Below are 20,584 nucleotides of genomic sequence, written 5' to 3' on the forward strand. Positions count from 1 at the left end.
GGTCAGAAGCCGAGGCGGCCGAGCTGCTTCGGGTCGCGCTGCCACTCCTTTGCGACCTTCACGTGCAGCGCGAGGTGCACCTTGCGGCCGAGTAGGCCCTCGATCTGTGCCCGAGCGGTCGTGCCGACCTCGCGCAGGCGCGACCCTCCCTTGCCGATGATGATGCCCTTCTGACTGTCGCGCTCGACGTAGAGATTCGCGTAGATCTCGAGCAGGTCTTTGTCTTCTCGCTCGACCATGTCGTCGACGGTGACCGCGATCGAGTGCGGCAGCTCGTCGGAGACGCCCTCGAGCGCGGCCTCGCGGATGAACTCGGCGATGCGCTCGGCCGGGTCTTCGTCGGTCAGGGTCTCTGCCGGATACAGCGGCTGCTCGGACTCGGGAAGGAGCGCCAGCAGCTCGGCGACGAGCACATCGAGCTGCTCACCGCGCGGCGCCGACACGGGAATGATCGCCGCCCACTCGCGGAGCTCCGACACCGCGAGCAAGTGCTCGGCGATCTGCTTCTTCGACGCGGCATCCGTCTTCGTGACGATCGCGACCTTCTTGGCCCGCGGATAGTGATCGAGCTGCTCGTTGATGAATCGATCTCCGGGGCCGATCGGCTCGTTCGCAGGCACGCAGAACGCGATCACGTCGACGTCGCCGAGCGTGGACTGCACGAGAGCGTTGAGACGCTCGCCGAGCAGGGTGCGCGGCCGGTGCAATCCTGGGGTGTCGACGAGGATGAGCTGGCCGTTCTCGCGGTGCACGATGCCGCGAATGGCGCGCCGCGTCGTCTGCGGCTTCGAGCTCGTGATGGCGACCTTCTCACCCACGAGCGCGTTCGTGAGCGTCGACTTGCCGACGTTGGGTCGCCCGACGAACGAGACGAATCCGGCACGGTACTCAGCCACGGCTGTTCCTTCCATCGGGGCTGCTCGACTCGAACGCGCTCTGCACGTCGATGAGCGCCTGATCGCGTTCGACGAGGATCGTCGAGATGCGCTTGCGTCGGCCTTCCGTACGCTCCGCCTCGAGCACGAGGCCCGACACGGTGACGCGTTCACCCGGCAGCGCGAGGCGGCCGAGCTCTTTCGCGAGCAGGCCGCCCACTGAGTCGACGTCTTCGTCGTCGAGGTCGAGGCCGAAGAGCTCGCCGAGCTCGTCGACCGGCAATCGCGCATTCACGCGGAACCGCCCATCACCCAGCTCTTCGACTTGAGCGGCCTCGCGGTCGTACTCGTCGGAGATGTCGCCGACGAGTTCCTCGATCAGGTCTTCCAGCGTCACGAGTCCGGCGATGCCGCCGTACTCGTCGACGACCATCGCGAGGTGGTTCGACTCGAGCTGCATCTGACGCAGAAGCGCGTCGGCCTTCATCGATTCGGGAACGAACACCGCCGGTCGCACGAGTTCGCCGACAGTGAGTCCCTCAGCGTCGAGCGGGCGCTCGAAACTGAGACGGGCCAGATCGCGCAGATAGAGGATGCCGGTGACGTCGTCTGCGTCACGCTCGATCACCGGAACGCGCGAGTAGCCGGCGTTCAGGAAGACGGCCATGGCGTGCGAGAGATGCGCCGACGACTCGATCGTGATCATGTCGGTACGCGGCACCATGACCTCGCGAACGACCGTGTCGTTGAACTCGAAGATCGAGTGGATGAGCTCACGGTCGCCCTCTTCGAGCACGTCGAGCTCGGTCGCCTCGTCGACCATGCTGAGCAGTTCCTCTTCGCTCGAGACACCGCCGAACCTGGCCCGCCCGGGGGTGACCCGGTTCCCGAGCGAGACGAGGGCGCCGGCCAACGGCCCGAGCAATACGCGCAGGAAATGCACGAGCGGCGCGGTCAGTCGCAGCACCATCGCTGCGTTGACTCGGCCCACGCTGCGCGGACTGGTGCCGACGAGCACGAACGACACGGCAGTCATGATGAGCGCCGAGTACAGCAGCACGAGCCACACATTGTCGAGGAACGACGCGAAGGCGAGGGTCACGAGCACCGCTGCAGTCGTCTCGGCGATGATGCGCATGAAGTTGACCGCATTGACGTGCGCGCCGGTGTCGTCGGCGATCGCGAGGAGCGAGCGCCGGGCACGAGACTCGAGCGCGAGCTCGGTCACGTCGGCACGCGAGCTCGACGCGATGGCCGAATCGACTGCAGCCATGAGCCCGCCGAATGCGACGAGCACGAAGGCCGCGCCGAGGAAGATCCACGGCTGCATGTCAGCGGCGCCGCTCCTGCATGGAGAACCCGACGAGGATGTCGCGCTGGACGCCGAACATCTCTTTCTCTTCTGCCGGCTCGGCGTGGTCGAAGCCGAGCAGGTGGAGGATTCCGTGGGTGGTCAGCAGCATCAGTTCGTCGTTGAGCGGATGCCCCGCTGCGCGTGCCTGCGCTTCGGCCACCTGCGGGCACAGCACGACATCGCCGAGCAGTCCCGGTGGCGTTGGCGACTCCTCGGTGCCGGGCCGCAGCTCGTCCATCGGGAAGCTCAGCACGTCGGTGGGGCCGGGCTCGTCCATCCACTGCACGTGCAGTTGCTCCATCGCCCCCTCGTCGACGAGCACGATCGCGAGCTCAGCGTCTGGGTGCACGTGCATCGCGTCGAGCGCGTAGACGGCCAATCGCTGGATGGCGGCCTCATCGACCTCGATCGCCGACTCGTTGTTGATCTCGATGCTCACGCCGTGAACCTCGCCTTCTCGCTCACTTGGCCTGTCCATCTCGTTTACCGAGCCGTGGCTGGTGGTCGCGCGGACCCTGGTGACCGCGCCGTTCGGCACGGTTCGCGAACTCTCGTGCTTGGTCGCGTTCGAATCGCTGCGCTTGCTGGCGTTGGTCGTACTCGGTGTACGCGTCGACGATGCGGCCGACGAGGGTGTGCCGCACGACGTCGTCGCTCGTGAGGTGCACGAACTCGATGTCGTCGACGTGGTCGAGGATTCGGGTCACGAGTCGGAGCCCGCTCGCGCCGCCCGGGAGGTCGATCTGGGTGATGTCGCCGGTGACGACCATCTGCGATCCGAATCCGAGCCGGGTGAGGAACATCTTCATCTGCTCTGGCGTGGTGTTCTGCGCCTCGTCGAGCACGACGAACGAGTCGTTCAAGGTGCGTCCACGCATGTAGGCCAGCGGTGCGACCTCGATCGTGCCGGACGCGAGCAGCTTGGGCACGAGCTCTGGGTCCATCATCTCGTTGAGCGCGTCGTAGAGCGGGCGCAGGTACGGGTCGATCTTGTCCGTCAACGTACCGGGGAGGAACCCGAGCCGCTCCCCTGCCTCGACGGCGGGTCTCGTCAGGATGATGCGACTGACCTCTTTGCGCTGCAACGCCTGCACGGCCTTGGCCATCGCGAGGTACGTCTTGCCGGTGCCTGCTGGGCCGATGCCGAAGACGATGGTGTGCTCGTCGATCGCGTCGACGTAGCGCCGCTGCCCCTCGGTTTTAGGCCGGATGGTCTTGCCTCGGCTCGAGATGATCACCTGCCCGAGCAGTTCGGACGGCTTGGCGTTGGGATCGGCGTCGAGCATGCGGGCCGAGCTCCTCACTTCGGTGGGGGTGGGGTCTTGCCCGTTCTTCACAAGCTCCAGCAGTTCTTCGATGAGGCGGCGCACGCGCACGCGATCGTCGACGTCGCCGCGGATCGCGATCTCGTTGCCGCGCACGTGCACGGCCACGCCGGGGTATTCGCGCTGGATGGTCGTGAGCAGCCGGTCTTGCGGTCCGAGCAGTCGCACCATGGCGATGCCGTCGATGCTGAGCCGTTCCTCGTCGGCCTCGGCGGGCTGCGAGGCGTCTCCGGCACCGATGGGGTCACTCATCGGCAAGCGTGGCCTCCTCGAGACCGCCGTCACGGCTGTTGTTCGCGAGCACGTGCGCGTGCACGTGGAAGATGGTCTGGCCGGCGGCGGCGCCGGTATTGAAGACGAGACGGAACTGGCCGTCGGCGAGTTCGTCGGCGACGCCGTGCGCGACCTCGACGAGTTCGGCGAGGAGACCCGGGTCGCCGGCTGCGAGCTCGACGACATCGCGGTACTCCCCCGACTTCGGGGTCACCACGACGTGCACCGGCGCCTTGGGCGCGACGTCGTGGAAGGCGATGATGCGGTCGGTCTCCGCGACCAGCCGCGCGGGGATCTCACGAGCGGCGATTCGCTCGAAGAGAGTCGGTTCTGCGCGGGACGAGGTCATTCCACCATCGTAGCGACGGATGCCTCACCACCGCCCGAGTGCCGCGTTCAGCACGGCGATCGCGGCCGGCCCGGCCGTCGAAGTACGAAGCACGGATGCCCCGAGCCGCACGGGTTCGGCACCGGCAGCTGTGAGGCGCTCCAACTCGGCCGGGGCGATGCCGCCCTCGGGACCGACCACGAGCGCAAGATCACGCCCATCAGGCTGGATGTCGGTCAGCGTCGCCGTCGCCGTCGGCTCGAGCAGCAGCATCCGTTGCCCGCCGAGTCGCTCGGCGAGCTGTGCGGTCGTCGTGACCGGCGAAACCACCGGCAACCAGGCGCGGATCGATTGCTTGACGGCTTCGCGCACGATCGAAGCCCATCGCAGTCGGCCCTTCTCGGCTTTCGGACCCTCCCACCGGGAGACGGAGCGGCTCGCCGCCCATGGCACGATCACGTCGACGCCGAGCTCGGTCGCCGCTTGCACCGCGAGCTCGTCTCGGTCGCCTTTCGCCAGCGCCTGCACGAGTGTGATGCGCGGCGACGGCGGCTGTTCGGCGATGACCTCGTCGACGCTGAGTTCGAGCTCGCGCGCACCCGTCGAGGCCACGACGCCGTGCACGAGCGTGCCGTGGCCGTCGCCGATCGCGATGCGCTCGCCCGTTCGTACCCTTGAGACGGTCACGGCGTGCCGCGCCTCGTCGCCGGAGAGCGCGACGGTGCCGCCGGATACGACGGCCGAGAGGTCGAGCGATTCGTCGAGGTAGAGGTGACTCACCGGGGCATCCGCCTAACCGAGGAACCGGTCACGCAGTCGGGCGAAGATGCCCTGCTGGAAGTGGCTGAGCTCGGGCTCGGGCGCCTTCTTCGAGGCGGCGAACTGCTGAATGAGCTCGCGCTCCTTCGAGGAGAGCTTCGTGGGGGTGACGATCTGCACGCCGACCTTCAGGTCGCCGCGGCCTGCACCGCGCAGCCGAGTGACGCCTCGGTCTTTCACGGTGAGGATCTCGCCGCTCTGAAGCCCTGCCTTCAGCTCGAGTTCGACGTCGCCGTCGAGTGCGGGGATGTTGGCCGTCGTGCCGAGGACCGCGTCGGTCATCGCGACCTCGAGCGTGCACAGCAGGTCATCGCCGTTCCGGCTGAACACCTCGTGGTTCTTGACCTTGATCTCGAGATACAGGTCGCCGTTCGGACCGCCGGCGGGGCCGGCCTCGCCGGAGCCCGGCATCTGCAGACGAACCCCGGTGTCGACACCGGCGGGAACGTCGACCGGCACCGTGCGACGCGCACGCACGCGGCCCTGCCCCTGGCAGGTCACGCACGGCGTCGCGATGATCGTGCCGTAGCCGCGGCAGGTGCCGCAGGGGCTCGAGGTCATGACGTTGCCGAGCAGCGAACGCACCGAGCGCTGGATCGAGCCGGTGCCGTGGCAGATGTCGCACGTGACGGGTGAGGTGCCGGGCTGGCAACACGAGCCGTGGCACGTCTCGCACGTGACCGCCGTGTCGACCTCGATGTCGCGGTGCGTGCCGAAGATGACCTCGTCGAGGCCCACCTCGACCCTGATGAGCGCGTCTTGACCCCGCTCCCGGCGCGATCTCGGACCCCGGCTCTGTTGGCCGGCGCCGAAGAAGGTCTCGAAGATGTCGCCGAAGCCGCCGAAGTTCTGACCACCACCGAAGCCGCCCTGACCTCCGAGGTCGTACTGCTCGCGCTGCCGGGCATCGGAGAGCACGTCGTACGCGTGCGTGACCTCTTTGAATCGCTCGGATGCCTCGGCGCCCGGATTGACGTCGGGGTGGAGCTCCCGGGCGAGACGACGGTACGCCTTCTTGATCTCGTCGGGGGTGGCGTCGCGCGAGACGCCGAGGACCTCGTAATGGTCGGCCACGGAGGGCTTGTCCTTTCGATTGCCGGATGCCGGTCGGGTGCGACGGGCGGCGGGTTCAGCTCTCGCCGAGCGTGCGGGAGAGGTAACGTGCGACGGCGCGAACGGCCGCCATGCTGGTGGAGTAGTCCATGCGGGTGGGCCCGACGATGCCGAGTCGCGAGATGTCGCGGCCGGGGATCGAGAAGGCGCTCGAGACGACCGAGGTCTCGCCGAGGCCAAACGACGCGTTCTCGCGCCCGATGCGCACGGTGACCGCATGCTCGTCGGTCGCCATCTCGCCGAAGAGTTTCAGCAACGTGACCTGCTCCTCGATCGCCTCGATCACGCCGAGGATCGAGCCGGCGAAGTCCTGCTCGGTGCGCACGAGGTTCGCGGCCCCGGCCACGACGAGCCGCTCGGTGCGCTGTGCGCGTGCCTGTTCGGCGAGCGTGGTCGCGAGCGTGTGCAGCACCGCGGCGTGCCGGCTGTCAGCGCCGTCGATCTCCCCGGAGAGGGCCTCGGCGGCATCCGCCATCGCGCGACCACCGGCGATCTCGTTCAACCTCGCCCGCAGGGCGTCGAGCGTGTGCTCGTCGACCGGTTCTTCGAGTTCGGCGAGGCGCTGTTCGACCTGGCCTGAATCGGTGATGAGGATGCAGAGCACCCGATCGGCTGCGAGGGAGACGAGCTCCACGTGACGCACGCGGTCGCTGCCGAAGCTCGGGTATTGCACGACCGCGAGCTGCTTGGTGAGTTGGGCGATGAGGCGCACCGTTCGGGCCAGCAGCTCGTCGAGGTCGCTCGACTCGCCGAGGAACGTCTCGATCGCCTGCCGCTGGGCAGGGGTCAGCGGGCGCACGTCGGTGAGCTGGTCGACGAAGACGCGGTAGCCCTTGTCGGTCGGAATGCGACCCGACGAGGTGTGCGGAGCTGCGATCAGCTCTTCTTCTTCGAGGAGGGCCATGTCGTTGCGGATCGTCGCGGCCGACACGCCGAAGGCGTGCCGCTCGACGATCGTCTTCGACCCGACGGGCTCGCGTGATGCGACATAGTCCTGAACGATCACGCGCAGCACGGCGAGGCTGCGTTCCGAGACCATGGCCCTCGCTTCCGTCAGACGCTTAGCACTCGTTCTGAGTGAGTGCCAATCATATCGCGACATCCCGTGACGAAGCCGTTGCCACCAGCGGGCGGCGGCGCTAGCTTATGGGTATCCCCGCGAGTCACCCCCTTGCAGCGATGCCCGATCGCGCGAGACGCGGTTCACCCGAGAACCCCGAAAGGCACCCGCCATGACCGATCCGAACTCATCAGCACCCGATCAGAACGTTCCGCCCGCCCAACCGGTCGCAGCTGCGCCGCTCGCACAAGAGCAAGATGTGCAGTGGGGCTCGTTCGCGCACCTCGGCGGCATCCTCGGATTCCTGCCGGCCCTCATCATCTGGCTCGTCTTCAAAGACAGGGGCTCCTTCACGAACACCGAGGCGAAAGAGGCGCTGAACTTCCAGATCACGATCCTCATCGCCTACGTCGTCGGCTGGATCCTGACGATCATCTTCATCGGCGTCCTCGTCGTGTGGGCGGCATGGATCGTGAGCGTCGTCTTCTCGATCATCGCGTTCCTCAAGGCGAAAGACGGCCAGCACTACCGCTACCCGTTCGCGATCCGCCTCATCAAGTAGTCCGGGCCGGAGCGCGCCGGGCGAATTCCGTACCCGGCGCGCGCCACTGTGCCAGCATGGGATGGTTGAAAGCTCGCCTGTCGTGCGACGAGACCGAATATCGCCTTCGGGCGAACCGATCAAGGAGACAACATGTCCGACGCCACCCCGCCTCCCCCGCCGCCGCCGCCGAACCCCTACCAGCAGGGCGCGCAGCTCAGTCCGGCCGACGAGAAGCTCTGGGCGACGCTCGTTCACGTGGGTGGCATCTTCTTCAGCTTCATTCCCGCCCTGATCGGCTATCTCGTGCTGAAAGACCGCGGGCCGTTCGTGCGCGCCCACACCGCGACCGCGTTGAACTTCCAGATCACCATGGCGATCGCCTACGTCGTCGGCACTATCCTGACCTTCATCGTCATCGGCATCTTCGTACTGCTCGCGGTCTACATCGTCAACATCGTCTTCAGCATCATCGCCGCAGTCAAGGCGAACCAAGGCCAGCCCTACACCTACCCGCTCTCGATCAAGTTCGTGAGCTGAGCTCCGACTCGTCGAGCAGGCGCCTGACCACGACATCAGCGAGCAGCCGCCCTCTTCTGGTGAGTACCAACTCACCGGAGAGGGCGGTTTTCGCGTCCACGAGGCCATCGGCGATGAGCCCCGCCACGGCGTGACGCCCACCCGCGTGCAGTGACGCGATGTGGACTCCCTCGCTGATCCTCGTCAGGAGCATCACACGTTCGGTCTCGCGGGTCGGGGCATCGAGCACTTCCCGGCCCACCGCAGGTGACACGCCCGCGGTCACCCGATCGGCATACGCGGAGGGGTGCTTCGCGTTCCACCAACGCACCCCGCCCACGTGACTGTGCGCGCCGGGCCCCACGCCCCACCAGTCGTCGCCACGCCAGTACCCGAGGTTGTGACGCGAGCGATGCGAGGCATCCGTCGCCCAGTTGCTGACCTCGTACCACCCGTAGCCCGCGGCGGCGAGTCGCTCATCTGCGAGCTCGTACATGTCCGCCTCGAGGTCGTCTGACGGAGTCGCGAGTTCGCCGCGGCGGATCTGCCGGGCGAGCTTCGTGCCGTCTTCGACGATGAGGGCGTAGGCGCTCAGGTGATCGGGCTCCTGCGCGATCGCCTGGTCGAGACTCAACCGCCAGTCGTCGATCGACTCCCCCGGCGTGCCGTAGATGAGGTCGAGGCTGACGTCGAGGCCCGCGTCTCGTGCCCAACCGACGACGAGCGGCACCCGTGCAGGGTCGTGCGTGCGGTCGAGTGCGGCGAGCACGTGCGGCACCGCCGACTGCATGCCGAACGACACCCGGGTGAACCCGCCCTCGGCGAGGCGCACGAGATCGTCGGGGCCGACCGAGTCGGGGTTCGCCTCGGTCGTGACCTCGGCGCCGGGAACGAGCCCGAACTCCTGGCGCACAGCGTCGAGCATCCGCACGAGGTCGGTCGCGGGCAGCAGCGTCGGCGTGCCGCCGCCGAAGAAGACCGTCGAGGCGGGGCGTTCAGGCAGGGCGGATGCCGCGAGCATCTGCCGCGACATCCGGACCTCGGCGATCGCATGGTCGGCGTAATCTACCTGCCTCGCACCGCGAAGCTCATCGGAGGTGTACGTGTTGAAGTCGCAGTAGCCGCAGCGCACGCGGCAGAACGGCACGTGGATGTACACGCCGAACGCACGTTGGCCAGCGCCGACGGCGGTCGATGCCGGCAGGAGCCCGTCGGCCGGTGCCGGGTCGCCGAGGGGCAGAGCGGAGGCCACGCCTACGCGCCGCCCGCGGGGTGCAACGCCCGGAGCTCGAGCTTCGTGAGCTCGCGCCGGCGCTTGCGCTGCATCGGTGCGGAGACCCCCGAGGTCGCGAGAATGGATCGGATCGTGAGCCACACCGTGTCGTCGTCGCGGCGCTCGAGGATGAAGGACTCCTCACCGCTCTCGGGGCCGTCACCTGTCGTGCCGTAGGCGAAGCCGATGCGGTCGGGCTCGTCGATGACGTAGACGACGAGCACGGGGGTCTTCGCGGCGCCGAACCGGCGCTGGCGCTGCAGGGTGGCGGTCATGCCCGCGGCGACATAGGGTGTGCCGTCGGCACCGAAGCGTTCCTCGCTGCGCGCGGCGGGCTGTTCGCCGAGCGGCGACCCCTCGGCGTCGTAGACGATGCCGGGGTACTGCGCACCGGTGCCGGACGAGACGTCCGTCACCTCGAAACCTGCACCGCGCTGGATGCCCCAGGTCATGAGCGATTCTGCAGCGCGCTCGAAGCGGTCGACGCCCGATCCCAGTCGCACCGCGTCTTCGGCAGGCCGATACCCGGCGGGCGGATACCGAAGCAGGTCGGGGGCGAGGGTCGCCCCGATCGCCCCGTAGGTGACCGATTGGTCGGTGAACGTGTTTCGGCGGGTCATCCGTCGACCTTTCCTCTGGTGCGACGCCGCACCGGCGCGCAGGTCGGGCGCGGCAATCGGGCGGCAGGCATCCGTCGATTCTACGGATGTCTCCTGTGACCGTTCCGGCGGCGGCTCGCCGCGATCACGCAGACGGCCGAACGGAACGCTACTTCTTGTCTTTCTTCTCCACGTCGCCGGAGAGCGCGGCGATGAACGCCTCTTGGGGAACCTCGACACGGCCGACCATCTTCATGCGCTTCTTGCCCTCCTTCTGCTTCTCGAGGAGCTTGCGCTTGCGGCTGATGTCACCGCCGTAGCACTTGGCCAGAACGTCTTTGCGCATCGCACGGATCGACTCGCGCGCGATGATGCGGGCACCGATGGCCGCCTGGATCGGCACCTCAAACTGCTGGCGCGGGATGAGTTCGCGCAGGCGACCGGTCATGAGCACGCCGTAGGCGTAGGCCTTGTCGCGATGCACGATCGCGCTGAACGCGTCGACCTGCTCGCCCTGCAGCAAGATGTCGACCTTGACGAGGTCGGCGGCCTGGTCGCCCGTGGGTTCGTAGTCGAGCGACGCGTAGCCCGCGGTCTTCGACTTCAGCTGGTCGAAGAAGTCGAAGACGATCTCGCCGAGCGGCATGTTGTAGCGGATCTCGACCCGGTCTTCGCCGAGGTACTCCATGCCGATGAGCGCTCCGCGACGGGACTGGCAGAGCTCCATGATCGTGCCGACGTAGTCTTTCGGCGCGAGGATCGCGGCGCGCACCATCGGCTCGCGAACCTCGACGATCTTCGTGCCGGTCGGGAACTCGCTCGGGTTCGTGACCGTGACGGTCTTCTTGTCTTCGGTCGTGACCTCGTAGATCACCGACGGCGCCGTCGCGATGAGGTCGAGCCCGAACTCGCGCTCGAGGCGCTCGGTGACGATCTCGAGGTGCAGGAGCCCGAGGAATCCGCAGCGGAAGCCGAAGCCGAGCGCGACCGAGGTCTCGGGTTCGTAGACGAGTGCGGCATCGGAGAGCTTCAGCTTGTCGAGAGCCTCGCGGAGCTCGGGGTAGTCGCTGCCATCGATCGGGTAGAGACCGGAGAAGACCATGGGCAGCGGTTCGGTGTAGCCGGGCAGCGCCTCGGTGGCGGGCTTCGCGGCGGTCGTGACGGTGTCGCCGACCTTCGACTGGCGCACGTCTTTCACACCGGTGATGAGATAGCCGACCTCGCCGATGCCGAGGCCCTTCGACGGGGTCGGCTCGGGCGAACTCACGCCGATCTCGAGGATCTCGTGGGTCGCCTTCGTCGACATCATCTGGATGCGCTCACGCGGGTTCAGGTGGCCGTCGATCATGCGCACATAGGTGATGACGCCGCGGTAGCTGTCGTAGACGGAGTCGAAGATCATCGCGCGCGCCGGGGCATCCGCTCGGCCCACCGGCGCCGGGATGCGCTCGACGACGCGGTCGAGCAGCTCTTCGACACCGACACCGGTCTTGCCCGAGACCTTCAGCACGTCGTCGGGCGAACCGCCGATGAGGTCGGCGAGCTCTTTCGCGTACTTCTCGGGATCGGCCGCCGGCAGGTCGATCTTGTTCAGCACCGGGATGATCTCGAGATCGTTCTCGAGCGCCAGGTAGAGGTTCGCGAGCGTCTGCGCCTCAATGCCCTGTGCCGCGTCGACGAGCAGGATCGCGCCCTCGCACGCAGCGAGTGAACGGGAGACCTCGTAGCTGAAGTCGACATGGCCCGGGGTGTCGATCATGTTCAGGGCGTACGAGGTCTCGCCCACCTGCCACGGCATGCGCACAGCCTGGCTCTTGATCGTGATGCCGCGCTCGCGCTCGATGTCCATGCGGTCGAGGTACTGGGCGCGCATGTCGCGATCGCTCACGACACCGGTGATTCCGAGCATGCGGTCGGCAAGGGTCGACTTGCCATGGTCGATATGCGCGATGATGCAGAAATTGCGGATCAGCGCGGGGTCGGTGGCGGCAGGCACCGGCGGGTTAGCAGCTCTCGGAGACATCCTGTCGATTCTCCCATGACTTGCGTTCAGACTTTCGACGGATGCCGCGCGCGAGGGCCCCGGGCTACGCTCGGAGCACATGGCCGTGATCGAGATTCCCGACACGCGCGTGGCGCCTTCGGCGCTCCGTCCGGTCTTCACCGCGCTCCGACTCGGCCTGCACGTGCTCGTCGTCGGGCTCGCGCTCTTCGTCGTCGTGCGAGCGTTGCTCGCCGATTCGCCCGATGAGGTCTCCGTGACGATCCTCGCGGTCGCATTTCTCGCCTGGTACGGCGCCGGCATCGCGGCGGCCCACCGCCACCTGCCGACCTGGGTGCGAGTGGTCTGGCTGATCGGGCTCCTCGGGCTCTGGGTGGGCATGTCGGCCCTGACGCCAGATGCGGCGTTCCTCGCCTTCCCGCTCTTCTTCCTCGAACTGCACGTGCTGGCGGCCCCGATCGCAGTGCCGCTCGTCGTGCTCACCTTCGGTCTCTCGGTCTGGGGCACCGCGACCCACCTCGGATTCAATGTCGGCTCGATCCTCGGCCCGCTCATCAGTGCGGGCGTCGCGATCGTCATCGGGCTCGGGTACCGCGCGATGGCGCAGGAGACGCAGGAGCGCCAGGCGCTCATCCTCGATCTCATGACCACTCGCGAGGAGTTGGCGTCGGCGAGCCGGGAGGCCGGCACACTCGCCGAGCGCGAGCGCCTCGCCAAGGAGATCCACGACACGGTGGCACAGGGCCTGTCGAGCATCCAGATGCTGCTCCACGCGGCCGAGCGCGATGTGACCGACACCGCGACGCAAGAGAAGCTGCAGCTCGCACGCGAGACCGCCGCACTGAATCTCGGTGAGACCCGGCGATTCATCCGCGAGCTCGCGCCGCCCTCGCTCGATGCGCAGACACTGCCCGCCGCGCTCCGGCGACTCGTGGAGGCCACGACCGAGCAGTCGGTGCAGGCGGGAACACCGTTGCGGGTCGAGTTCGGCACCAGCGGCGATCCGATACTCCTGCCGATGTCCGCCGAGGCGGCACTCCTGCGCATCGCGCAGGGTTCGCTCGCCAACGTGCTGCAGCATGCGGATGCCGCGCACGCCTCCGTCACCCTGAGCTACCTCGGCGATGAGATCGCGCTCGACGTGGTCGACGACGGCATCGGCTTCAGCACTTCGAACGCCGATGACCTCATGGGCACAACCGCGGGCGGCTTCGGCCTCCGCGCCATCCGACAGCGCGCCGAGGCCCTCGGCGGGAGCGTCGACATCGAATCGACACCCGGCGATGGCACCGCGGTCTCCGTTCGCATCCCGGTGGTGACGGCGTGATCCGGCTGCTGCTCAGCGACGATCATCCCGTCGTGCGTGCGGGCATCCGCGCGATGCTCGAGAGCGAGCCCGACCTCGAGGTGGTCGGCGAGGCGACGACGGCCGAAGACGCGGTACGGCTCGCCGCGGCATCCGAAGTCGACCTCGTGCTCATGGACCTGCAGTACCCCGGCGCCATGCAGGGCGCGGAGGCGACCCGTCGAATTCGTTCGCAACCGGGCTCGCCCCGCGTGCTGGTGCTGACGAACTACGACACCGATGCCGACATCCTCGGCGCGATCGAAGCCGGTGCGAGCGGCTATCTGCTGAAAGATGCACCGCCTGCCGAACTCATCGCCGCGGTGCACGCGGCAGCGATCGGCGATGCGGCGCTCGCGCCCGGCATGTCCTCGCGCCTCGACGCCTCGCTCGCGAGCGGCGAGCGACTCACGGTACGAGAGGCCGAAGTGCTCTCGCTCGTCGCCGAGGGGCGTACGAACCGCGAGATCGGCAGATCCCTCTTCCTGAGCGAGGCGACCGTCAAGTCGCACCTCGTGCACATCTTCACGAAGCTCGACGTCGGTTCGCGCACCGCTGCGGTGGCGCGGGCCCGCGAACTCGGCGCGATCAGGGTGGGCTGACGGATGCCTCGCGCCCGCGTCGTGCTCGTACACGGACTCCGCACCTCGTCGACGATGTGGCGACGGCAGCTCGAGTTGTTCGCCGGGCACGACATCGAAGCGGTCGCCGTCGACCTGCCCGGACACGGGACCCGGCGCGGCGAACCCTTCTCGCTCGAGGCGGCGATGCAGAGCATCGACCAGGCGCTGAACCCGGTCGCCGCCGAACCCGTCAAACCCGCGATCCCGCGGCTCCTCGTGGGCCTGAGTCTCGGCGGCTACATCTCGATCGAATACGCCGCGCACCATCCCGGCCGTCTCGACGGGCTCGTCGCTGCGGCGTGCGGCACCCGCCCGCGGGGTGTCGCCCTCGACGGCTACCGCCGCCTCGCCGCCGCGATCGGCACGATGCCCGACCGGGGGCGTCGCATCAACGACGCGATGGCGCGACTCTTCCTCTCGCCGAGCGCCGCCGACGATGTGCTCGCGGGCGGCGTCGCGCTCGACGTGATGGCGCCGGTGCTCGAGGCGGTCGGCCGACTCGATCCCGAGGCCGCGCTCGCCGAGGTCGACGTACCCGTCTGGTTCGTGAACGGACGCTTCGACCACTTCCGATTCGAAGAGCGCCGGTTGCTCCACGCCGCCCGCGACGGGCGGCTCGTGATCATTCCTGGAGCCACCCACCTCGTCAGCCTCATCAGGCCGGACGACTTCGCCGCGATCGTGCTCGGCGCGGTCGCCGAACTCGACCGACGTGCCGTCGGCGCCGAGCGACGCCGGGCGCGCACCGGATCGCACGAGACATCCGCCGCCCGACTCGCGCGCGCGCGCATTGGTGACTCCCGCTGAGAGCTGGTATCGTTGCCTGTTGGCTTCCGTGTGGGTCCCACCCCGCACGATTCGCCGGCGAGGCCCCTCTACCTTCGCTCGGCATATCCGGTACCCGCACAAGAACGAAAGACGAACTCCACGTGGCAAACATCAAGTCGCAGATCAAGCGCATCCGCACGAACCTCAAGGCGCAAGAGCGCAACAAGGCCGTCAAGAGCGAAGTGAAGAGCGCCGTTCGCGCAACGCGCGACGCCATCGCTTCGGGCGACAAGGAGAAGGCGACGACCGCCCTCCGCGCCGCGACCCGCAAGCTCGACAAGGCGGCCAGCAAGGGCGTCATCCACAAGAACCAGGCCGCGAACAAGAAGTCGGCGATCGCAAAGCAGGTCGCCGCGCTCTGACGCGACACGTATTCCACGAAGGCTCCGACACGGATGTGCCGGGGCCTTCGTCGTTCGTAGCGACCGCTACGGGCGGTTTCGTCCCCGGGACGAGATGATGCCGACCAATCGTTCGAGCGCGAAGACCGGGTCGCGCTCTGCGCCCTTCACTGCGGCGTCGGTGGCCGCGAGCGCCTCGATCGCTCGACCGAGCCCCTCGTCGCTCCAGCCGACCAGGTCGCGTCGTGCGCGATCGATCTGCCATGGCGCGAGGCTCAGCGAGCCCGCGAGCTGCGCGCCCCCGCCGCGAGTGCCCGAGACCTTCGCCATGGTGCGTACCTTCATCGCGAACGCGGCGACCATGGGCACCGGGTCGGCGCCACTGTCGAGCGCGTGCCGGAGGGCGATGAGCGCCTCGCCGTGACGACCGGCGATGGCCGCATCGGCTACCGCGAAGGCATTCGTCTCGACTCGCCCGCCGTAGTAGCGAGCAACGACCGCCTCGGTGATGTCGCCGGGCGCGTCTGCCAGAAGCTGCCGGCACGCTGCAGCGAGTTCGCGGAGGTCGTCGCTGAATGCCCCCACGAGCGCACGCAGAGCGCCCGGGGCGATCTTGCGGCCCGCTGCGCGAAACTCAGCGGCCGCGAAGTCTTGCTTCTCTGCGTCTTTCTTGAGCTCGGCGCAGACGATCTCGATGCCGCCCCCGCCGCCGGCGCGCACCGCATCGAGCAGTTTCTTACCGCGCACTCCGCTGCGGTGGCGCAAGACGAGCGTCGTCGACTCGGCTGTCTGCCCGAGGTAGTCGAGCGCATCGAGCAGGAAGTCGTCGCTCGCACGTTCGACCCCGCTCACGCGGATGAGACGCGGCTCGCCGAACAGCGAGGGGCTCGCGAGGGTGATGAGCTCACCACGGCGATACCCGTCGGCTTCGAGGTCGCTCACCTCGAGCGCGGGATCTTCACCGCGCAGGAAGTCGCGCAGCATCGTGATCGACCGCTCGGCGAGCACGTCTTCTGCGCCGGAGACGAGCACGATCGGAGCGGGCCGGATCGCATGCCATGCGAGTTGCGGAATCGTCGTCTTCGTCTTGGCCGATGCCCCTGTGCGCGCTGCCACGGCACCTCCCGTTCTCTTCGTCGATTCTACGGGCCCGCACCGACAGCGCTTTCGCTCCGCTCGCTCCAGAGCCTGAAGCCGTCACCCTCTGCGGTGAGCAACAAGGTGCCCGAGCGGTCGGTGCGCACCACGGCTGTGCCCTCCGCCTGCAAGAGATCGAGCAGCCGCTCGGTCGGATGCCCGTAACCGTTGTCCGCGCCCACACCGATCACGCCGATCGTCGCGTCCAGCTCGTCGTAGAGGCGCTCGCTCTGGTCTGCCGAGCCATGATGGGCGACCTTCACCAGGTCGACCCGGCCGAGGCTCGCAGAACGCAGCAGCCGATCCTGTGCCTCCTCACCGAGGTCGCCGAGGAACAGGCCTCGGTATCTCGGCGCCGTGAGATCGATCACCACACTCGCATCGTTGCCGGGCATGGCGCGCGGTTTCGGCCAGAGCACCCGCCAACGCGCATCGCCGAGCGTGCCGCCGAACCCCGCGACGACTTCGACGGGCTCGGCTCCCGCCTCGACCAATGGGTCGAGCGCCCGTTCTGAACGTTCATCATCGAGCGGACCGTGGATCACGGTGCCGACGAGGCCCGCCACCGCCGACGCTCCCTCGACGTGATCGGCGTCCCAGTGCGTCAGCACGAGCAGATCGATGCTCGTGACGCCGAGCAGCGACACGCAGCGGGCGAGCGCTGCAGGATCGGGCCCGGTGTCGATGAGTGCCGTCGCACCCGCCGAGCGCAGGAACACCGCATCGCCCTGTCCGATGTCGCAGGCCGCGACATCCCAATCGGCCGGCCTCGTCGCCGCCCCGAGAAGAGGTGCGCCCGCGAACATGCCGACGGGCACCGCGAGACCGATCAGCAGCGCCGTCACGGCGACCACACGAAGTCGGCGCTGTTGCCGACGACGCGCGCCGAGCGCGAGCCAGAGCGCGATCGCCGTGCAGGCGGCGAGCAGCAGTGCGCCCGCGGCATCCGGCAGCCACTCGAGCCTCGCACCCGGAAGTGCCGCCGATGCCCGGGCGAGCAAGGCGATCCAGGTCGCCGGAAGCCACGCGCACTGGAGGAATGCGAATCCGACCGAGGGCAGGATCGGCAGCAGGAGGCAGCCGAAGAGCCCGACGACCGTGCCGACCGGCGCCGCAGGGGCGGCGAGCAGGTTCGCCGGCACGCCATAGAGTGCGAGAGCGGGATCGAGGAGCACGAGCACCGGCTGACACGCCAGTTGGGCGGCGAGCGGCACGCCGATCGCCGCGGCGATGGGCATCGGCATCCACCGCGTGAGGGCACCGGTCAACGGCGCCGCGAGCAACAGCAGGCCCGCGGTCGCGCACACCGACAGCGCGAAGCCGTAGTCCCGCGCGTACCACGGGTCGACGGTCAGTAACACGATGACCGCGAGTGAGAGCGCAGCCACCCCGCCACCCGGCCGCCCCGCCGCGATGGCGACGAGCACCACGATCGCCATCGCCGCAGCGCGCACGACACTCGCCTCGGGCGTCACGAGCACGACGAACCCCGCCAGCGCGGCCAGGGCAGCGACGATCCGCAGAAGTCGGGGAAGGCCGAGGAGCGCCGCGAGAGCGAACGCCGCGGCCGTGACGATGGCGCAGTTCGCTCCCGACACGGCCGTCAGATGGCTCAGCGAACTCGCCTTCATCGCCGCATCGAGCCCGTCATCGACGGCGCTCGTGTCACCGATCGCAAGGCCCGGCACGAGCGCGCCTCCGTCGCCGCCGAGGGCGCCGGCGGCATCGGCGAAGCCCGTCCGCAGACCGACCGTCCATCCCACCCAGGGCGGCGGCGCGCTCACGACTCGCACGTCACCGCTCGGACTCAATCGGAAAGCGGCGCCATCTGCACTCGGGAGCGCGGCCACCCGGGCATCGAACCCGATTCGCGCGCCCAGCTGCAGCTCGCGGGCCGGGAGCGAGATGGCGGCCGTGACCGGTACCGCTGATGTGCCGTGACCGTCGACGACGACGACGACACGCCCCTCGACACGCATTGGCGCCAACTCGCCCTCGGCGAACCACGTGGTGCTCATCGCGCGCGGGGCCGCGGTCAGTTCGAGCACGACCTCCGCGGTGCGGTGATGCCGCGCCGCCTCGGCGAGCGGCGACGCTTCGCGAGCGCCGAGCCCGAGCGCCGCAGCACTCACCACGAGCGCGCACGCCGAGAGTGCGACGAGCAACGTCGCCGACACTCGCACGAACGTCGAGACTCCCTCGACGTGCTGATCCGGATCGCGTCGGTCGACGTGGACATCACGGTCGTCACCGGGGCCGTCGCGGAGCGAGCGTCGGCTTCGAGTTCGGATGCCGCCGCACACGGCGATGCCGCCGGCGATGCACGCCGCAGCCCACAGCACCCAGGCGAGTGTCGCCGCACCTGCCGCGGCACTCGGCAAACCGATCGCGCACCAAGCCGCCACCCATGCGGTGGCAGCTGGCAGCAGCATCCGGAGATCGCGCATGTCAGGGCGCCACGAGGTCCGCGAGTCCGGAGAAGACCGCGTCCCCGATGCCGGTCACGTCGAGCAACTGTTCGATGCTCGTGAACGGTCCGTTCGTCTCGCGCCAATCGATGATGCGCTGTGCCAGCGCCGGGCCGATGCGAGGGAGCGTGTCGAGCGCAGCGACGTCGGCGCTGTTCAGGTGCACGAGCCCCTCGCCGGAACCCGGCGCACCGCCGCCGCTGTCGACTGGCGCCGCAGCCGCTTGTCCGAGCACCGGCACGGCCAACTGCTCGCCGTCGACGAGCAGTCGCGCGAGGTTCACGCCGGCAGGATCCGCTTCGCCGGTGAAGCCTCCGGCCGCCGAAATGGCGTCGACCACGCGCGCCCCGGCCCCGAGCTCGACGAGGCCGGGCTTGACCACGGCACCGAGCACGTGCACGAGCACTGGAGGCGCACCCACGCCGGCGGCAGATGCTTCGCCGTCGGACGCATCCGTGCTCTGCTGATCCGCTCCCTCGATGCGGCCCTGCTCACCGCCGCCCGCCGCACTGAACGACATGAGCGCAGCCATGGCGACTGCGACGACGAAGAGCACGACCGCGGCTCCGACTGCGACGCGCACGCGAGGACCGTGTCGGCGTGCAACGGGGTCGAGAGCGGCCAACGGGTCGGGTTCGTCGCTCGCGGGCATGCCCGCACGCTAATCGAGCCGCGAACCGCACCCGCGCTTCCCGCAGAGAGCGTCGGACGCTGAATGCGACGAGCGCCCTGTCGAGGACGAGTCGCCCCGCCCGTCAGCCCGTGGGTCACGTGCGCTACAACGCCTCAGCCCACCCGGCCGGGTCATCCGTGCCCGGGATCGCCTGAATCGCGTGCCAGAGAACCAGTACGTCGAACCACAGGGTCTCGGCGGGCCGGAGCGGCCGCACCGACTCGTAGCCGGCGCGCAGCGTCCGGCGAACGGCGACCGGCGTCGGGCGCCAGTCGGTGAACCGCGTGCTCACGTAGACGCAGGCCTTGGCCAGGTCGTTCACCCGGTGGTCCCACACCATCTCGTCGAAGTCGAGCACTCCGACGACCTTCGATCCCCGCGTCAGGATGTTCGCCGCGCGAAAGTCGTTGTGCACGAGTTGGGCATCGTCGTCCAACTCCGGCAGACCTGCCACCAGTTCTCTTAACCGGTGCGACGCCGTCGGCGCCAACCCCCGATCGTGGTTCGCCAGCCACCCCTCGATCCGACCCTTCACCCCTTCGACCTCGGTTGCCGTCAGCAACGGATCGACCGGGTAGGTACGAAGAGCGCCGTGCAGCTCGGCCAGAGCAGCTCCCGCGGCCCGGACCGCGGCCTCGTCCTCCGCATCGAGCCAGTCGCCCGTCAGTTCGGGGAGCACCGCCATCGACAACGAACCCATCGGCCCGTCCAGCACCACCCGATCGCGGCCGTCCACCGCCACGATCGGCGCAGCCACCGGTACATCCTGCTCGCCGAGCACTCGCAACAACCGCGCTGAGGCTTCCAGGCTCGCGAACCGGTCCTGAGCCCGCGACCACTTCACCACCAGTGCGCCCCGATCGCTCTCGACCCACAGAATGGCGTTGTGATCGCTGATCACGATCCGGCTGCAGCCCACGACCGAGATGCCCCAGACTTCGTCGAGCCCTTTCGAGAGCCAGTCGACAACTGCCGTGAACTCATCGAACCCGAACCGCTCCCGCAACGCCTCCTCGGGACCGACCGGCTCCCACAACATCGACAACCCCTGCGGCAGCATTCGCCTATGTTACGAGACCAGAGAGTAT

21 protein-coding genes are annotated in these 20,584 nt (G+C 68.5%); 6 read left to right on the forward strand and 15 right to left on the reverse strand.

The window, feature by feature from the left end; all coding sequences use genetic code 11:
* Nucleotides 1-2: 2 nt before the first annotated feature.
* The 8 genes from era to hrcA are packed head-to-tail and all read right to left on the reverse strand — an operon-like array spanning nt 3 to nt 7,126.
* Nucleotides 3-911: a GTPase Era gene (gene era / locus AC1C2S_RS19250; protein ID WP_495354201.1), complete on the reverse strand. Its 909-nt coding sequence runs from the start codon at nt 909-911 to the stop codon at nt 3-5.
* Nucleotides 889-2,205: a hemolysin family protein gene (locus AC1C2S_RS19255; RefSeq protein ID WP_495354202.1), complete on the reverse strand. Its 1,317-nt coding sequence runs from the start codon at nt 2,203-2,205 to the stop codon at nt 889-891. Before AC1C2S_RS19255 ends, era begins: the two co-directional genes overlap by 23 nt.
* Before the next feature lies 1 nt (nt 2,206).
* On the reverse strand, nt 2,207-2,668 hold the full coding sequence (ybeY, locus tag AC1C2S_RS19260) for an rRNA maturation RNase YbeY (RefSeq protein ID WP_495354203.1): 462 nt from the start codon (nt 2,666-2,668) through the stop codon (nt 2,207-2,209).
* 22 nt (nt 2,669-2,690) lie between these two features.
* Complete coding sequence (locus AC1C2S_RS19265) at nt 2,691-3,806, reverse strand: PhoH family protein (protein WP_495354204.1); 1,116 nt, start codon at nt 3,804-3,806, stop codon at nt 2,691-2,693.
* Complete coding sequence (locus tag AC1C2S_RS19270; RefSeq protein WP_495354205.1) at nt 3,799-4,176, reverse strand: HIT domain-containing protein; 378 nt, start codon at nt 4,174-4,176, stop codon at nt 3,799-3,801. Before AC1C2S_RS19270 ends, AC1C2S_RS19265 begins: the two co-directional genes overlap by 8 nt.
* Before the next feature lie 24 nt (nt 4,177-4,200).
* Nucleotides 4,201-4,935, reverse strand: a complete 735-nt coding sequence (locus AC1C2S_RS19275) for a 16S rRNA (uracil(1498)-N(3))-methyltransferase (protein WP_495354206.1) — start codon at nt 4,933-4,935, stop codon at nt 4,201-4,203.
* Between the two features lie 12 nt (nt 4,936-4,947).
* Nucleotides 4,948-6,048, reverse strand: coding sequence for a molecular chaperone DnaJ (gene dnaJ, locus AC1C2S_RS19280; RefSeq protein WP_495354207.1), 1,101 nt, complete (start codon nt 6,046-6,048; stop codon nt 4,948-4,950).
* Nucleotides 6,049-6,103: 55 nt separating this feature from the next.
* Nucleotides 6,104-7,126 carry a heat-inducible transcriptional repressor HrcA gene (hrcA, locus tag AC1C2S_RS19285; RefSeq protein WP_495354208.1) on the reverse strand — a complete coding sequence of 341 codons (1,023 nt, stop codon included), beginning with the start codon at nt 7,124-7,126 and terminating at the stop codon, nt 6,104-6,106.
* A gap of 193 nt (nt 7,127-7,319) precedes the next feature.
* Here hrcA and AC1C2S_RS19290 point away from each other — a divergent pair, with 193 nt between their 5' ends.
* Nucleotides 7,320-7,709 carry a DUF4870 domain-containing protein gene (locus AC1C2S_RS19290; protein WP_495354209.1) on the forward strand — a complete coding sequence of 130 codons (390 nt, stop codon included), beginning with the start codon at nt 7,320-7,322 and terminating at the stop codon, nt 7,707-7,709.
* A 132-nt stretch (nt 7,710-7,841) separates the two neighbouring features.
* Nucleotides 7,842-8,228: a DUF4870 domain-containing protein gene (locus tag AC1C2S_RS19295; protein ID WP_495354210.1), complete on the forward strand. Its 387-nt coding sequence runs from the start codon at nt 7,842-7,844 to the stop codon at nt 8,226-8,228.
* Here AC1C2S_RS19295 and hemW read toward each other — a convergent pair.
* The 3 genes from hemW to lepA form a co-directional block, all read right to left on the reverse strand.
* The gene (gene hemW, locus AC1C2S_RS19300; protein WP_495354211.1) at nt 8,212-9,459 is read right to left on the reverse strand and encodes a radical SAM family heme chaperone HemW; all 1,248 of its coding nucleotides are present in this window, start codon (nt 9,457-9,459) and stop codon (nt 8,212-8,214) included. The genes AC1C2S_RS19295 and hemW overlap by 17 nt on opposite strands.
* Nucleotides 9,460-9,461: 2 nt before the next feature.
* Nucleotides 9,462-10,100, reverse strand: a complete 639-nt coding sequence (locus AC1C2S_RS19305) for a DUF1990 domain-containing protein (protein ID WP_495354212.1) — start codon at nt 10,098-10,100, stop codon at nt 9,462-9,464.
* A gap of 148 nt (nt 10,101-10,248) precedes the next feature.
* Nucleotides 10,249-12,102 (reverse strand): translation elongation factor 4, encoded by a 1,854-nt coding sequence (lepA, locus tag AC1C2S_RS19310; protein WP_495354213.1) that lies wholly within the window; start codon nt 12,100-12,102, stop codon nt 10,249-10,251.
* A 79-nt stretch (nt 12,103-12,181) separates the two neighbouring features.
* Between lepA and AC1C2S_RS19315 the strand changes: the two genes are divergently transcribed.
* The 4 genes from AC1C2S_RS19315 (at nt 12,182) to rpsT (ending at nt 15,239) form a co-directional block, all read left to right on the forward strand.
* Nucleotides 12,182-13,408, forward strand: coding sequence for a sensor histidine kinase (locus AC1C2S_RS19315; protein ID WP_495354214.1), 1,227 nt, complete (start codon nt 12,182-12,184; stop codon nt 13,406-13,408).
* A complete protein-coding gene (locus tag AC1C2S_RS19320) occupies nt 13,405-14,028 on the forward strand; it encodes a response regulator (protein WP_495354215.1) in 624 nt (207 codons plus the stop codon). The genes AC1C2S_RS19315 and AC1C2S_RS19320 overlap by 4 nt, the downstream gene beginning before the upstream one ends.
* A 3-nt stretch (nt 14,029-14,031) precedes the next feature.
* Nucleotides 14,032-14,856, forward strand: a complete 825-nt coding sequence (locus AC1C2S_RS19325; RefSeq protein WP_495354216.1) for an alpha/beta fold hydrolase — start codon at nt 14,032-14,034, stop codon at nt 14,854-14,856.
* A gap of 122 nt (nt 14,857-14,978) precedes the next feature.
* The gene (gene rpsT, locus AC1C2S_RS19330; protein ID WP_495354217.1) at nt 14,979-15,239 is read left to right on the forward strand and encodes a 30S ribosomal protein S20; all 261 of its coding nucleotides are present in this window, start codon (nt 14,979-14,981) and stop codon (nt 15,237-15,239) included.
* A 66-nt stretch (nt 15,240-15,305) separates the two neighbouring features.
* On the opposite strand, the gene holA is transcribed toward rpsT, so the two are convergent.
* The 4 genes from holA to AC1C2S_RS19350 all read right to left on the reverse strand — a co-directional run bounded on the left by holA (nt 15,306) and on the right by AC1C2S_RS19350 (nt 20,556).
* On the reverse strand, nt 15,306-16,334 hold the full coding sequence (holA, locus tag AC1C2S_RS19335) for a DNA polymerase III subunit delta (RefSeq protein ID WP_495354218.1): 1,029 nt from the start codon (nt 16,332-16,334) through the stop codon (nt 15,306-15,308).
* A gap of 26 nt (nt 16,335-16,360) precedes the next feature.
* Entirely contained in the window at nt 16,361-18,802 is a 2,442-nt protein-coding gene (locus tag AC1C2S_RS19340; RefSeq protein WP_495354219.1) for a ComEC/Rec2 family competence protein, read from the reverse strand.
* Between the two features lies 1 nt (nt 18,803).
* On the reverse strand, nt 18,804-19,475 hold the full coding sequence (locus AC1C2S_RS19345; protein ID WP_495354220.1) for a ComEA family DNA-binding protein: 672 nt from the start codon (nt 19,473-19,475) through the stop codon (nt 18,804-18,806).
* Nucleotides 19,476-19,599: 124 nt separating this feature from the next.
* Nucleotides 19,600-20,556, reverse strand: coding sequence for a phosphotransferase (locus tag AC1C2S_RS19350; protein WP_495354221.1), 957 nt, complete (start codon nt 20,554-20,556; stop codon nt 19,600-19,602).
* Nucleotides 20,557-20,584: the final 28 nt, after the last annotated feature.

It is taken from the genome of Agromyces sp. Y782 (assembly GCF_059445405.1).